General features: G+C 42.6%; 11 protein-coding genes and 1 other annotated feature. Of the genes, 10 read left to right on the top strand and 1 reads right to left on the bottom strand.

Annotated elements, in window-relative coordinates:
* The first annotated feature begins 197 nt into the window (after nucleotides 1–197).
* From spoVID to ysxE, 3 genes are read left to right on the top strand one after another with little or no spacing between them, the layout of a single operon-like run.
* On the top strand, nucleotides 198–1613 hold the full coding sequence (gene spoVID, locus A33I_RS12235; RefSeq protein ID WP_022628701.1) for a stage VI sporulation protein D: 1416 nt from the start codon (nucleotides 198–200) through the stop codon (nucleotides 1611–1613).
* Between the two features lie 11 nt (nucleotides 1614–1624).
* Entirely contained in the window at nucleotides 1625–2551 is a 927-nt protein-coding gene (locus tag A33I_RS12230; protein ID WP_022628700.1) for a hypothetical protein, read from the top strand.
* On the top strand, nucleotides 2548–3558 hold the full coding sequence (ysxE, locus tag A33I_RS12225) for a spore coat protein YsxE (protein WP_022628699.1): 1011 nt from the start codon (nucleotides 2548–2550) through the stop codon (nucleotides 3556–3558). Before A33I_RS12230 ends, ysxE begins: the two co-directional genes overlap by 4 nt.
* Nucleotides 3559–3613: 55 nt before the next feature.
* Here ysxE and A33I_RS12220 read toward each other — a convergent pair whose 3' ends face one another.
* The gene (locus A33I_RS12220; RefSeq protein WP_022628698.1) at nucleotides 3614–3811 is read right to left on the bottom strand and encodes a hypothetical protein; all 198 of its coding nucleotides are present in this window, start codon (nucleotides 3809–3811) and stop codon (nucleotides 3614–3616) included.
* 313 nt (nucleotides 3812–4124) lie between these two features.
* Nucleotides 4125–4373: a binding site (T-box leader), on the top strand.
* A gap of 69 nt (nucleotides 4374–4442) precedes the next feature.
* Here A33I_RS12220 and A33I_RS12215 point away from each other — a divergent pair.
* The 7 genes from A33I_RS12215 (at nucleotide 4443) to A33I_RS12185 (ending at nucleotide 15079) form a co-directional block, all read left to right on the top strand.
* Nucleotides 4443–7085, top strand: coding sequence for a valine--tRNA ligase (locus A33I_RS12215; protein ID WP_022628697.1), 2643 nt, complete (start codon nucleotides 4443–4445; stop codon nucleotides 7083–7085).
* 170 nt (nucleotides 7086–7255) lie between these two features.
* Nucleotides 7256–8584 (top strand): bifunctional folylpolyglutamate synthase/dihydrofolate synthase, encoded by a 1329-nt coding sequence (locus A33I_RS12210; protein ID WP_022628696.1) that lies wholly within the window; start codon nucleotides 7256–7258, stop codon nucleotides 8582–8584.
* Nucleotides 8585–8821: 237 nt separating this feature from the next.
* Nucleotides 8822–9631, top strand: a complete 810-nt coding sequence (locus tag A33I_RS12205) for a hypothetical protein (protein WP_022628695.1) — start codon at nucleotides 8822–8824, stop codon at nucleotides 9629–9631.
* A gap of 3 nt (nucleotides 9632–9634) precedes the next feature.
* Entirely contained in the window at nucleotides 9635–11122 is a 1488-nt protein-coding gene (locus tag A33I_RS12200) for a VanW family protein (protein WP_022628694.1), read from the top strand.
* A 12-nt stretch (nucleotides 11123–11134) separates the two neighbouring features.
* Nucleotides 11135–12805, top strand: a complete 1671-nt coding sequence (locus A33I_RS12195; RefSeq protein WP_022628693.1) for a GspE/PulE family protein — start codon at nucleotides 11135–11137, stop codon at nucleotides 12803–12805.
* A gap of 24 nt (nucleotides 12806–12829) precedes the next feature.
* Nucleotides 12830–13870 (top strand): type IV pilus twitching motility protein PilT, encoded by a 1041-nt coding sequence (locus A33I_RS12190; protein WP_022628692.1) that lies wholly within the window; start codon nucleotides 12830–12832, stop codon nucleotides 13868–13870.
* The gene (locus tag A33I_RS12185) at nucleotides 13871–15079 is read left to right on the top strand and encodes a type II secretion system F family protein (RefSeq protein ID WP_022628691.1); all 1209 of its coding nucleotides are present in this window, start codon (nucleotides 13871–13873) and stop codon (nucleotides 15077–15079) included.
* The last annotated feature ends 10 nt before the right edge of the window (nucleotides 15080–15089 follow it).

Raw genomic sequence — 15089 nt, 5'->3', positions numbered from 1 at the left:
CCGCCGTATACGGAACCGTACGTACGGTGGTGTGAGAGGTCGGAGGCTAATAGCCTCCTCCTACTCGATATGGACTGAAACCTCTTCTCTTTCAAACTGTGGTCATATTTACAAAGGCTTGCTCATAAAGTGATATTGTACTGAATAGTGTAGACATAAGCGGTTGTAGATTGATCATGTTAGAGGAGGAATGTAATGTGACACAAGAACATCCAACGAAGCTATCGTTTTCAATTGAGGAATCAGTTTGGTTAAATAAAGGGCAAGAAGTACAGGAGATTGTAGGCATGTCGCTTGAACCAGATATCTCCATAGAGGAGAGGGACCATCATGTTTATATTAAAGGCGGCCTAAGGTTAGTTGGTGAGTACCATCCTGCAAAAACGGAATCAGGAATTGACCTTGAAGGGTCAATTGAAGACCAAGTTGCCTTTCGTTCTGTCGGTGATGTCTCACTGAGTGAGGATGGAACCGGGAAAATCACTCATTTCTTTCCTATTGACGTAACGATCCCAATCAGCAGAATTCATAATTTAGATGATGTCTATGTTCAAATCGATTCGTTCGATTATGATCTGCCTGAGAGAAGCTGCATTCAATTAACTGCAGATATAAGTATCAGCGGAATGAATCAGCATCAAGAAGTTGCAAAAAAGAGAGAGGCTCCTCCTACAGCACAAAAGGTAAAGAAAGAGGAAAGCGTAGATCCATCTTTTGCATTTGATGCAAAGCGAGCGGGTTCAAACGAACAGTTAATTAGTCCGCCGCAATTTCATCCAGAACAACGAGCGAAGCCCCCGCAAACACAAATGTGGCAGCCATCAGCCTTCTCACAATACGGTTATCAGCAGCCTTTGCCTACTGAGGAAGAAACAGAAGAAGCAGTTGAGCCACAAGAGCGGGTTGAGGTGGAGAATCACGAAGTTGAGGACTATGAACTCGATGGGCAGCTAGATGAATCGGAGTGTGAGGACGCTTATGAAGAAGCTGAAGAGGAACAACGAGCAGAAGAGCAAGAAGAAGCTGACGTATATGAAGAAGAAATAGAAGTAGTAGATGAAGGGCAAGAAGATGTGGAAGAAGATATGGAAGAAGATATGGAATATGAGGTAGAAGATGATCGGCAAGATGAAGTTGAACCGGCGGCAGAAGAAAGAGTAGAAGAGGTAGAAGTAGAGGAACAAGTAGAGGAACAAGTAGAAGAACAAATGGTGGAAGAGGTAGAAGAAATTGAACAAGAGGTAGTAGTAGAAGCGGAGGAAGAATCGGTTGGTCCTCTAACTAAAATGGCAGCAAGAGCGCCAGAGCCTGTTTATGTTGAAGCAGAAGCAGAAGCAGAAGCAGAAGCAGCAGAGGCAGAGGAAGCAGAGCAAGTTGTTGCAGCAAATAAACCGCGTGAAGAGAATGCATTGTATTTAACAAAAATGCTGACTAAAGGTGAAGAGCGCTTTTCTAAATGGAGAATGTGTATCATTCAACCGAATGAAACCATCAATACGATTGCTGACCGCTACAACATCAGTACGAGTCAAATTGCTCGCATGAATCAATTAACAGAAGAGAAAGTGGAAGAAGGTCAAATTCTCTATATTCCAACAAGCGCCAAGTCCTAAAAGGAGCTGCTATGATAGAACTTGTGGATTGGCTAAAAAAACAATATGGATTTAAGCAGGTTGAATTTATTAATGAGGCAGTCATCTTTACCGACCAAGGACGGAAACGAATTCGTTCTTGGTCGGATTCTTCCTTACTTGACTGGCATATCAAATGGCGTGACAACTGCACCCAAACACCGCTTGTTTTATGTGATCGCATGATTCGCACCAAAGAGGAAGAAGCCTCAGCTAAATGGCGCGACCAATGGATTACTCTTCATGATGAATTAGAAGAGCCATATCCGCAGCTAGGTCACGAACAAGCATGGGGGGTATTATTTGGACTAATGATCACGAACGGCATTCAAACAAAAGGTGAACAAGCTGTTAGAAGACCGGCTGACCCAAAAGTTGAATGGAAGGACGATCATTGGAATCCTATTCTGTTAAATGGATTAAGACAAGACATTCAAGCTCAGATGAGAAAATACCATAAAGAAGCCCTAGAGCGTATAAAGAAAGCAAAAGCTCTTTCGGTTAAAGTAAGCCATATTAAAAAGCCAGTCCTAGACCCTATTCATACTGCAAAGCAAGCCAGATGCATTTATGATGTTTTAATATGGCAAGGTACCAATGAAGAACCAGAATTAGGCTATCATTCCTTACGATCGTTCTTACTGCAGTGGCATAAAGAGAATGGTACCAACTCCCTGAGAGATCTCATTCATTCGATGGGACAAACAGAAGGGTTTACTAAAGATCAAGCATTGCTCCTACTTCAAGAATGTCTTGAACCCTATGAATGGGCAAGCGCAGCGAATGCGCTGATGAGCAATCGCAGTGAACGAGAAATAGAAGAGAAGCTTACACAGATGACGCTTGAATGGGATGCTGCTAAACATCTTGTCGTTATTTTAGCTAGGTGGATAGATGAACAAAAGAAGGTGGTTACATGAGGCAACACGTTGTTAGTCCCTATGCCTCTATTTTATTTTATTACGACCTTTACCCAGATCATATTGAAGATTTCGGCAAGGTCAAAAAAGTTACCACATCTAGAGGAATATTTGCCCTGAAAGAAACAACGATGAACCGGATGGAAGCGGATGAATTTATCCATGCGATGAGAAAGCTATCGAAATTAAATTATAAACAAGCAATCCCAATCATGCCGACAAAATACGGGGAGTATACGGTTGCCACAAATACTCATACGTATTATGTGATGCCTTGGTATGAGGGAGTAGAATATATGGGCCGGGAATCTCAAGAGGAGAAGCTCGCTACACAAATGGCTGTCATTCACCGCTTGACAGTAAAAACACAAACGTTTGTGAAAGAACAAGTAGATCAGTCATTTAATGAGCTGCAAAAAAGATGGGAAATGAAGCGGCTTGAGCTGAATCGCTTTGCTGATTTTGTAGAACGAAAAAATTATATGTCGCCGTTTGAGCTGACATTTATCACTCATGCGCATATGCTTGATCAAATGGCTGTTAAAGCGAGCGAACATCTGCAAAACTGGTATGAAGCATGTCTTGAAAAAGAAAAGTACCGCACGGTTTTATGCCACGGACGGATCTCTCGTGCACATGCCATTTTCAATATGGAAAATGAACCAACAGTTATAAATTTTGAAAAGGCCAGCGTCGATACGCCAGCTAGAGACCTAGCCAGCTTCTGCCGTCAAAATTTTCGTTATACGATGTGGAATGAAGATGAGGTATTAAGGTGGTTTATGAGATATGAGCGCCATCTGCCTTTACTTGATGAAGAGAAAGAGCTGCTTTGCGGGTATTTAATGTTTCCAGAACCAGTAGTGTTTGCTGTCGAGTCATACATTAATAAGCGTTCTGAGCTTAGCGAGCTGCAGCATGTCCAACGTTTAGAAAAAAGACTCATCTCTTTGCGTAAAGTCCAACGATTAAGCCAAAAATTAATTATTCCGCCAGAAGGAAGCTGACGTTCTCTGCCTAAGCGTAGAGAACGTTTTTTTATAAAAAAACTCTCTTATTAAGCTAGAATAACTTTAATAAGAGAGAACAATATAGAACGAACATTAATGTAAGCAAGATAACGTCAAAAGTCGTTGGAAACAGCAGAGTACGTAAAAATTGAAAGCAGATTAACGGCAGCAATATCTGGGCAAACATCGCTCGTATTTTAAGCCACCAAGGGGGACGATGATAATGACGACGGTATTTTCGGCCCATCATGTTGAGCCCTCCTTCAATTGAACCAATCTTCGAACCAATCTTCGAACCAATCTTTAAACCAATCTTTAAACCAATCTCTCATTACTGTACTCTATGCGTATGCCTCAGTATGTGTGCAAGCTGCTTTTAGACATTCTGCCGTAGCGCTTCTTAGGTTTTGTACATAGATTAGTATATGATTTAGCAAGAGTGGAAAAGCTGATATTGACGAATGAATAACAAACAAGCTAAAATAGATGAGAATTGTCCTACGGGAATACACAATTAAGTTAACCACATGAGTTAACCTATACAGTTAACCATACAGTTGAAAATAGATGCGTAGAATGGGAAGAGTAAATTCTGAACCTTTCAGAGAGAGAAATCATTAGCTGTGAGATTTCTTAAGATGTAGGAATTGAATGTCGCCCAGGAGCAGCCCCGCTGAACGATTAGTAAGCGTGGTCGGTTAGATGCCGTTATCAAATGAAGTGTGCAGCCGCAATGCTTACTATTGAAGTAGGTTAAATGGCAGCTGCAAACAAAGGTGGTACCGCGAATACAAACTCTCTTCGTCCTTTGGAGGAAGAGGGTTTTTTCTATTTTCATAAAGATGGATGAATAAGTTAGAGCAAAGAAAGAGGGATACTTAATGGAGAAAAAAGAGCTGACAATGCCTACAAAGTATAATCCGCAAGAAACAGAATCAAAATGGTATTCATACTGGCTAGAGGGCAAGTATTTTGAAGCAACAGGAGATTCAAAAAAACAACCGTATTCGATCGTCATTCCACCCCCTAACGTAACAGGAAAACTACATTTAGGTCATGCATGGGATACGACGTTACAAGATATTCTTTCTCGCGTTAAACGAATGCAGGGTTATGATACGTTATGGCTGCCGGGAATGGACCATGCTGGTATTGCGACTCAAGCGAAAGTAGAAGGGAAACTCCGCGAAGAAGGTGTAAGTCGTTATGACCTTGGCCGTGAAAAGTTTCTTGAAAAGTCGTGGGAGTGGAAAGAAGAGTATGCAGACTTTATTCGCAACCAATGGTCAAAGCTTGGTCTTTCACTAGATTACTCACGCGAGCGCTTTACGCTGGATGAAGGTTTATCAAAAGCAGTTAATGAAGTATTTGTTAAGCTTTATGAAAAAGGCTTAATCTATCGCGGCGAGTATATCATCAACTGGGATCCGCAAACGAAAACAGCACTATCTGATATTGAGGTTATTTACCAAGATGTACAAGGTGCCTTCTATCATATGAATTATCCACTAACAGATGGAAGCGGAGAGATCGAAGTTGCGACGACCCGCCCTGAAACGATGCTTGGGGATACAGCTGTAGCAGTTCATCCTGAGGATGAGCGTTACAAGCATTTAATTGGAAAAACAGTTACTCTTCCAATTACAGGCCGCGAAATTCCGATTGTAGCTGATGATTATGTAGATATGGAATTTGGTTCTGGTGCAGTGAAAATCACTCCAGCCCATGACCCGAATGACTTTGAAATTGGAAACCGCCATAATCTAGAGCGCATTCTTGTGATGAATGAAGATGGAACAATGAATGCGAAAGCTGGAAAATATGATGGCATGGACCGCTTTGAATGCCGTAAGCAAATCGTTAAAGATCTTCAAGAAGCAGGTGTTCTTTTCAAAATTGAAGAGCATACTCATTCAGTCGGTCACTCTGAGCGAAGCGGCGCGGTAGTAGAGCCTTATTTATCAACCCAATGGTTCGTAAAAATGCAGCCCCTTGCTGATGCAGCAATCGAACTGCAAAAATCAGAGGATAAAGTGAATTTTGTTCCAGATCGCTTTGAGAAAACATATTTACGCTGGATGGAGAACATTCGTGACTGGTGCATCTCTCGTCAGCTATGGTGGGGACACCGTATTCCGGCTTGGTATCATAAAGAAACAGGCGAAGTGTATGTAGGTCACGAAGCTCCAAAAGATCCTGAAAACTGGAAGCAAGATGATGATGTACTAGATACATGGTTCTCGTCTGCATTATGGCCGTTTTCAACAATGGGCTGGCCGGATACAAACGCTGCTGATTATGAGCGTTTCTATACAACGAATGTCCTTGTGACTGGTTATGATATTATTTTCTTCTGGGTATCACGTATGATCTTCCAAGGTCTTGAGTTTACAGGCAAGCGTCCATTTAATGATGTATTAATTCATGGTCTTGTTCGAGATTCAGAAGGCCGTAAGATGAGTAAATCATTAGGCAATGGTGTTGATCCAATGGATGTTATCGACAAATACGGTGCAGATGCCCTGCGTTTCTTCCTTTCTACAGGAAGTTCCCCGGGAAATGACTTACGTTTCTACTGGGAAAAAGTCGAATCTACTTGGAATTTCGGCAATAAGATTTGGAATGCTTCACGCTTTGCCCTAATGAATATGGACGGATTAACGTATGATGAGATCGATCTAAGCGGTGAAAAATCTATTGCAGATAAATGGATCTTAACTCGTCTTCAAGAAACGACAGAAGATGTGACACGCTTAATTGATGCTTATGAGTTCGGTGAAGTAGGCCGTCTATTGTATAACTTCATTTGGGATGATTTCTGTGATTGGTATATCGAAATGGCTAAATTACCTCTTAATAGTGATAATGAAGAAGCAAAACGTACAACGCGTTCTGTTCTCGCTTATGTGCTTGATCAGACAATGCGACTTCTTCACCCGATTATGCCGTTTATTACCGAGGAAATATGGCAGCATTTGCCGCATCAAGGCGATTCCATCACTGTTGCAGAATGGCCTGTGCGTAAAGAAGAATATATCTTCGCAGATGCAGTAAAAGATATGGAGCTTCTAAAAGAAATGATCCGCTCGGTTCGTAATACTCGTGCAGAATTAAATGTACCAATGAGTAAGCAAATTGAGCTGATTGTCAGTGCAAAGGATGCAGATACACTCGCTCAATTAGAACGTGGCAAGAGCTACATTGAGAAATTTTGTAACCCAAGCAAGCTCGAATTAGGTACAGCCCTTAAAGCTCCTGAAAAATCAATGTCTCAAGTTTTGACAGGTGTTGAATTATTCCTCCCATTAGCAGGACTCTTAGACCTTGATGCTGAGATTAAGCGTTTAGAAGGAGAACTTAAGAAATTAGATAAAGAAGTAGAGCGTGTAGATAAGAAGCTAAGCAACCAAGGCTTTATTGCTAAAGCTCCTGAAAAAGTAATTGAAGAAGAAAAAGCAAAACAAGCTGATTACAAAGCGAAACGCGAAACCGTTAAAGAGCGTATTGCAGAATTAAAAGCATAGTATTCATTGAGTCGTCGATCTTATAGAGATTGGCGGCTTCTTTTTATTCCTCTGTTAAGACGAGAGGTAATTATTAGATAATAGATGCAGTTATTGAATTGATAGAGGAGTCATCGCTATAATGAGAGATAGTAGATTGATCGCGCACAGACAGATAGGGGAGTTGTAGCATGAGAAATGTAGAAGAGTCTATAGAATGGATTCATAGCTTGCTGCCTTTTGGAATAAAGCCAGGCTTAAAGCGGATGGAGTGGATGCTTGCGCGTCTCGGACACCCAGAGCGAGAATTAAAAACGATTCATATCGGAGGAACAAATGGGAAAGGATCAACCGTAAGCTATCTTCGTCATATGTTAGAAGCAAGCAGCTATAAAGTCGGTACCTTTACTTCACCATATATTGAATGTTTTGAAGAACGGATTTCTGTTAATGGCGAGCCGATCCCAGGCAATGACTTACTTGAGTGTGCGAGTAAAGTGAAGCCGCTTGTAGAAGAGCTTGAGAAAACCGAACTAGGTTCTCCAACAGAGTTTGAAGTGATTACGACAATCGGCTTTTTATACTTTGCAACAGTAAGCAAGCCGGATTTCGTGTTAGTAGAAGTAGGGCTTGGAGGCAGGCTTGATTCTACCAATGTGATTGATCCTCTGCTATCGATCATTACATCCATTGGTCATGATCATATGCATATTTTGGGTGATTCTCTTGAGGACATTGCATTTGAGAAGGCTGGGATTATAAAGTACTGCAAACCGGTTATTTCTGGTGTCAGTCAACCAGAGGCAAAACAAGTACTGAAAGAAAAAGCAGCGGAGGAAAAGGCTGCACTGAAACAGTTGAATGAAGACTTTGAACAAGTACTTATCACACGAAATGCAACAAGTCAGATGTTCTCTTTCTATTCGCAACGTCTTTCATTCGACACTTGCACAATTCAAATGGCTGGCAATCACCAACGCAATAATGCCGCACTAGCACTTGAAGCAATGATCACGCTAGGAGAGCTGGGAATTATTGAACTCGATACAGACCTCGTGTTAAAGGGGTTGAAAAACGCAAGCTGGGCAGGACGGTTTGAAGTGGTCAACAAGGAGCCGGTCATCATTCTTGATGGAGCTCATAACGAGGAGGGGATGAGCGCACTCGCTGAAACGCTGACCTCTCATTATCCAGATAAGCATTATAAGCTCGTTATGGCTGCAACGAAAGAAAAGGATATGAAAAAACTGCTCGCTCCTTTTGAGACCATGGATGCAGATTTCACGTTTACAACTTTTGATTTCTTCAGAGCCGCTTCTGAGCGTGAGTTGTATGAACAAGCATTAGTGCCGCATAAGAGGATGTCTATTTCATGGAGTGAAGCGATAAAGGATGCTGTTGCAAATATAACTGATAATGAAATCATTATCGTATCAGGCTCACTGTATTTTGTATCAGATGTGAGAAGGTGGCTGAAGAAATCAACTGCTTTATCTCCGCATTTAATAGAAAATAAATAAGAGAAAAGAGAACCACATTTCTAAGAAAAGAAATGTGGTTCTCTTAATTTAGGGAAAATCTGACTCTTTTATGATCATTTCGTTCTTTTTCAATTTTTTTCTTGCTTGGTCTCAGTTGATCTACTATCATCAACTTAAGGAGATGAAGTGACTATCATACTATGATGATAGTCAGTTTTTATAGAATGATGGAATGAAAATGGAAGTGATTTGAAGAAGAAGGAGACGTTAACTCGTATGTATCCGATCGTAATGTTAGCAGCAGGTATGATACTGCTCGTTATTTTTTTCTGGAAGGTTCCTTTTAACCTTTCAATGAAGCAGCGCGTTCAAGTAATTATGATCTCAAGTTTACTTGTTGGTTTAACGCTTTTACTCGCTGCTCTTTATACATGGATGATTGCTGCGTTAGCTTTTATGGGACTGCTTTTGTTGTTTATTGCCGTATTAGGAAAGCAATTTGAGATAGACGAATGGGAAGAGGAGCAAACGGCAGAAACGGAAGGTCACTCTGAAAAGGGAGAGCCAGTCTTTTCTTTTAGTACGGCTCCTGAAAAAAAGCTTCGAGAAACCGAATCAGCAGCTATGCTAGAAGAGGTCAGACAAGAAGAACTACCACCTTCTAATGAAAAAGAAGAAAACCAACCAATCACGCAATCAGAAGAAACAGCTATGGATGAATCTGCAACGGCTCTAGATGAAAAGGGAGACGTAGAAGAAGACATATTTGATTTCTTTGAACATCGCCCCAAAAGTTTATTGACTGAAGAGGAGACCGATTCAATGGAAGAGGACGAGGACCTTGGTATAAGCAGATTAGGTCTTGCTTCATCAATAGAAGAAAGCCATGAAGAAAGTAATGATCATGAGCTACCGATACGAGTGGCACCAGAGGATGATTGGATGAGTGACGAATCACCTCTACGTAGAGATGAAACGAATGAGGAAAATCTTGCAAACTATGAACAAAAAAATACTGAAGAAGACTTCGTAACGGCGAGACAGCGATTGTTTGAGGAATTAGAAAATGACGATAAAAAGGACTGACGAATGTTGATGCAGCAACCATTCTTGCGCGCTTTTTTGCTTCTTATAGGATCTACTGCTTTTCTTTTTACTGTCACAGTTGGCGGATCGGCCGTGTTGGGAGACTTGTGGTGGAAGAAAGGTGCTTATGAAACAGGGACGGAAATTGCTGGTGTATCAGTAACCGGTATGGAGCAAAGCGCGGCCAAACAAATAATAGAAGATGAAGTGAATACATGGTACGAACAGGCGAGTCTTTCTCTATATCTATTTGAAGAAACAGCCATCCTGCCTAGTGATGTCATTGAATTTCAAGTCGATCAGGCTCTAACGGAAGCTGCTTCAAAAAGGCAGGCAGAGATTCATGCTGTTGTGAATAAACAACGTTTGCGTGATGCGGTCCAGTCTCTTTCCCGCTATCAAATATCGGAGTGGGTAGATTACGACTCTTTGGCTTCATCGATTGAAGAAGAACTTCAGTCGATGAAGGAGAAGCGAGTGTCATTTGAATTGAGCAGACATTTTGAACAAGCTTTTCAATTAGAAGAGGTGAGTGTGGCATCCGTGCAGCTTTCTCAGGTGGAATCTACTTATCTGCCGCAATGGACAGAGGCATTAAACGGCTATGAAGTAAGCGGAAGAAGTGTATTTTCTGTGCAAGAAACGCTCAGAGAGCTGAGGCAGCCTTTAGTTGATAGTCAAGGACTCGATATGCTGGCAGCTGCCCTGTTTCAATTGTTTGGCCAGACGAATATTCAAGTCGTTGAACGTCATACGGGGCTGACTTTGCCGGCTTACACCGAAGCAGGCTACGCAGCAAGTGTGTCGGCTCAATCGATGGATTTTAAAGTATACAACCCTAACTACTATGATTATGTCCTGCAAACGAGCTATGAAAACAGTCAACTATCAATTGAGTTAATTGGAAAATCCTTTATCCATGACTATCAGCTGTTACTAGAGCAGCAAGAGGAGATCGCTCCGCGTACAATCGTTCAATTCTCACCTGACCGCCGCATTGGGGATAAAGAGGTTATAAGTGAGGGTGCGCCAGGATATTCTGTTCATGTGTATCATATTGAACGCTCGTTAGACGGCGACGTCATTGTGAAAAAGAAAATCGGCATTGATTACTACCCGCCTCAGCACAAAATTGAAGAGTGGAGCTTACAAGAAACGCCTGTTGACGAAGAACTGATTGAGGACACTAACCCAGCTCTGCCGCCGTCTGTCATATACCCATTGCCGCCAGGAGGAGATGCAGTCATAACTCCTGTACCGCCGGTAGATAATGGTTCGGGTGAGGCAAACCCGCCATCTGATAGACCAAGCAGCGGAAATGAGGGTGCTGATGGGTCTGAGAGTGGAAACGACAATGGGAACAGTAGTGGAAGCGGGAGTGGAAACGGAAATGGAAACGATACAAACAAAGTCCCGGAACAGTCTGATAATGGAACTTCCCACGATGAGAATGGTGAGTCAGAGAAGCCTAAAGTGAAGGGTGAAGAATAGAGGTGAATAAAGATGGCTCGTGTACGTAAACGGATAGGGGATTTATTAGTAGATGCCGGCTTTTTAACAAGCGAGCAGTTAAAGCAGGCGCTTGGGAGTAAGAAGCCAGGGCAGAAATTAGGTGATGCCCTCTTAGAATTAAATTATATATCAGAAGCACAGCTGATTGAAGCACTTGAGGTCCAGCTTGGCATCAAGCATGTCAGCCTTTTTCGTTACCCAATTGATACCTCATTGATGAAAATGGTGCCAAAAGAATTTGCGATGAGAAATCAACTGATCCCTCTTAAAAAAGAAGGGAACATGATGTATGTCGCGATGGTCGATCCGATGGATTACTATGCGATAGATGATCTGAGAATGTCGACGGGGTTTCAAATAGAGGCGGCTATTGCGACAAAAGATGAGGTTGAACAAGCGATTGAACGCCATTATCAATTAGACGATGCATTCTTGCAGGCAGAACTCGATGAAAAGGATCTAGAAGCGCTTGCAAATGCGAATCCTGCTGATGCAGATGAGGAAGATGCTCCTGTCATAAAGCTTGTTAATCAAATTTTACAAGCGGGTCTCGTTCAAAAAGCGAGTGATATTCATATTGATCCAATGGAGAAGAAAATAGTTATTCGCTACCGTGTGGACGGGGTCTTAAAAACGGAGCGGGTGTATCCAAAGCGGATTCAAAATTCACTTGTAGCCCGTTTGAAAATCATGGCGAACCTAAACATTACAGAAGTCCGCCTCCCACAAGACGGCCGGATTAAGACATCGATTCAAATGACACCGATTGATTTGCGGATCTCAACACTGCCTACCGTGTACGGAGAAAAGGTCGTGATCCGGATTTTAGACCTTGGCAGCACGCTGAATAAGCTTTCACAACTCGGCTTTAATAAAATTAATCATCAACGGTTTCTTAAAATGATTGAACAGCCGTCGGGGCTTATTTTAATTACGGGGCCTACTGGGTCTGGTAAATCATCAACACTGTATGCAGCACTTAACCACGTGCACTCAGAGCAAGTGAATATTATTACGATTGAAGACCCGGTTGAATATCAAATTGAGGGCATTAATCAAGTGCAGGTGAACGCTCAAGTAGGGCTGACATTTGCTGCCGGCCTGCGATCGGTATTAAGACAAGACCCTAATATCGTCATGGTTGGGGAAATCCGTGATACGGAAACCGCTGAAATAGCAATCCGAGCTTCTCTGACGGGACATCTCGTATTAAGCACACTTCATACAAACAGCGCGATTGCAACGATTCCTCGTCTGATTGATATGGGGATCGAGCCGTATTTAGTCGTCTCTTCGCTATCTGGTATTGTAGCGCAGCGTCTTGTGAGAAAAATATGTCCGATGTGTGCAGAAGAATTTACGCCAACTGAAATGGAGCGGAATTTGTTTGAAAAACGCGGCATCAAACCTTCTAAAGTAAAAAGAGGGAGCGGCTGTCCGTCTTGCAATGCGACAGGGTATAAAGGAAGACTGGCTATTCAGGAAGTATTAATGGTAACCGATGATATTCGTCAAATGATGATGAACAACAAATCAATGAGCACGATCCGTGATTATGCGATGAAACAAGGGATGATCTTCTTAATAGATGATGGTTTGCTCAAAGTAAAGCAAGGGTTAACAACAATCGAAGAAGTACTGCGTGTGGCGATGGATGAGTAAAGGAGAGATATGAGGAGTGATAAGATGAAAGAGAAGCTGGAATCTTTACTAATTGAAGCGTTTGAAATGGGGGCATCTGATATTCATCTAACGGTTGGGGTGCCTCCTGTGATCCGTATAAACGGGGAACTTGCTCATCACGGTGAAGCGGTGCTAAAGCCGGCTGACACCGAGGGGATGGCGCGTGCGATTTTGTCGGAGCATCTATGGAAGGTGTTTCAAAAGCGGGGAGAGCTTGACTTCTCACACGGCATTCCTAAAGTGTCGCGTTTTCGTATCAATGCCTACTTCCAGCGCTCGTGTGTATGTCTTGCAATCCGAGTTGTGCCGACGAAAATCCCTACCCTAGATGACCTTTCGATGCCTGACGTTTTAAAAGAGATTGCCCAAAAACCTCAAGGGCTAGTGCTTGTAACAGGTCCAACAGGAAGCGGGAAATCGACTACTCTTGCTGCAATGATTAATGAGATCAATGAACAATCAAATAAACATATTATTACGCTTGAAGATCCAATTGAGTATTTACATAAGCATAAGCGCTCAATTATTAACCAGCGTGAAGTGGGATTTGATACCCAAAATTTCGCAAACGGGCTAAGAGGCTGCTTAAGGCAGGACCCTGACATTATTTTAGTAGGAGAAATGCGTGATTTAGAGACAATTTCGATTGCAATCACGGCAGCAGAAACAGGGCATCTTGTATTAGGGACATTGCATACCACGGATGCCCCGGCAACGATTGACCGTGTGATCGATGTGTTCCCGCCAGAGCAGCAGCCGCAAGTTAGAATTCAGCTAGCTTCTGTCTTAGGAGCCGTCATCTCTCAGCGGTTATTTAAAACAGCAGATGGAAAAGGAAGACGAGCGGCAACGGAAATTCTCGTTAATAATGCAGCTGTGAAAAACCTGATCCGCAACGAGAAAATTCACCAGATTCCAAGTGTGATGCAGACAAGCCGGGCAAGCGGAATGCATACTCTTGAGATGTCGATTAAAGAATTAGTTGACTCAGGTGCGGTCGACTTTGAAACAGTGAGCGCGTACGTAAGTGAAAGTGGGATGTAAATGGGCGTTTATAAATATTCAGGACGTGACCGGCGCGGACAAGTGAAAAACGGAAAAGTGAAAGCCCCCTCTGAAAAGCAGGCCCGTCTCATGCTAAGAGAAGACGGAGTAGCCGTGAGAGAGCTGAGTGAATCCAAAAGTATTCTCGATATGGAAATCGAGCTAGGCGCGGGCGGAGTGCGCTCACAAGATTTTGTGATTTATTTAAGGCAGTTTGCAACACTTTTAAAAGCGGGGATCTCAGTGGTTGATGCGACTGTGATCTTACGTGAGCAGACGTCTTCTAAAAAACTCAAAGCAGCCTTGCATGATGTAGAGGATGAGCTGCGTGCAGGAAATCCGTTTTCACAAGCGGCTGAAAATCAAAAAAAAGTATTCCCTCCGCTATTTGTTAATATGGCCAAAGCAGGGGAGCTTGGCGGGAATTTAGATGATATCCTAGAGCGGCTTGCGAGCTATTATGAGAAACAGCATAAAACTAAGCAAAAAGTGATGTCTGCGATGTCGTACCCGATTGTGGTTGGTTTTGTGGCGATCATCATTGTGATTTTTCTCTTATCCTATGTCGTGCCAACATTTGCTGATATGTTCGCAAGCTTTAATGCCGAGCTGCCGATGATTACAGTGCTTGTGCTGCAGGCAGGCGAGATGTTCAGCATGTTATGGTGGATTTTGCCGCTTGCAGCGATTTTATTTATCGTGCTGTTAAAAATCGTGAACGATCGAGCGGAACTTAGGTATTACCGTGACCTGTTTATTCTGCGTATGCCGATATTCGGAAAGCTGCTGCAAAAAGCAGCGCTCGCGCGAATGACGAGAACCTTAAGCTCGCTGTTTTCAAGCTCTGTGCCGATCTTACAGTCTGTCTCAATTGTAGAGAGGATAGCAGGAAACGAAGTGATTGCCCGAGTGATCCGTGAATCTCGTAATTCATTAGAACGAGGGGAATCGATTGCTGAGCCGATGCATAAGCATTGGGTATTCCCTCCTTTAGTGACGCAAATGATTGCAGTCGGTGAAAAAACAGGGTCACTAGATACGATGCTTGATAAAGTAGCAGATTTCTATGAATCAGAAGTAGAAGCGGGAACAGACCAAATTAAAGCTTTAATAGAGCCAGTTATGATTGTCATTTTGGCAGCTGTGGTCGGTGTGATTGTCGCAGCGATTGCCATTCCGATGTTTGAAATATTTGATGCGGTGGGATAGAAAATTTTGC

This window comes from Alkalihalophilus marmarensis DSM 21297 (genome assembly GCF_000474275.2).
GTDB classification, from domain to species: Bacteria; Bacillota; Bacilli; order Bacillales; family Bacillaceae_D; genus Alkalihalophilus; species Alkalihalophilus marmarensis.
The sequence above is the reverse complement of the archived record's forward strand: the minus strand, read 5'-3'. Positions and strand labels throughout refer to the sequence as shown.

Bases quoted from the DNA above. Each gene is read 5' to 3' on its own strand.
- A33I_RS12230 (WP_022628700.1), top strand. From the start codon at position 1,625: ATGATAGAACTTGTGGATTGGCTAAAAAAACAATATGGATTTAAGCAG.
- ysxE (WP_022628699.1), top strand. From the start codon at position 2,548: ATGAGGCAACACGTTGTTAGTCCCTATGCCTCTATTTTATTTTATTAC.
- A33I_RS12220 (WP_022628698.1), bottom strand. From the start codon at position 3,811: ATGATGGGCCGAAAATACCGTCGTCATTATCATCGTCCCCCTTGGTGG.
- A33I_RS12215 (WP_022628697.1), top strand. From the start codon at position 4,443: ATGGAGAAAAAAGAGCTGACAATGCCTACAAAGTATAATCCGCAAGAA.
- A33I_RS12210 (WP_022628696.1), top strand. From the start codon at position 7,256: ATGAGAAATGTAGAAGAGTCTATAGAATGGATTCATAGCTTGCTGCCT.
- A33I_RS12205 (WP_022628695.1), top strand. From the start codon at position 8,822: ATGTATCCGATCGTAATGTTAGCAGCAGGTATGATACTGCTCGTTATT.
- A33I_RS12200 (WP_022628694.1), top strand. From the start codon at position 9,635: ATGTTGATGCAGCAACCATTCTTGCGCGCTTTTTTGCTTCTTATAGGA.
- A33I_RS12195 (WP_022628693.1), top strand. From the start codon at position 11,135: ATGGCTCGTGTACGTAAACGGATAGGGGATTTATTAGTAGATGCCGGC.
- A33I_RS12190 (WP_022628692.1), top strand. From the start codon at position 12,830: ATGAAAGAGAAGCTGGAATCTTTACTAATTGAAGCGTTTGAAATGGGG.
- A33I_RS12185 (WP_022628691.1), top strand. From the start codon at position 13,871: ATGGGCGTTTATAAATATTCAGGACGTGACCGGCGCGGACAAGTGAAA.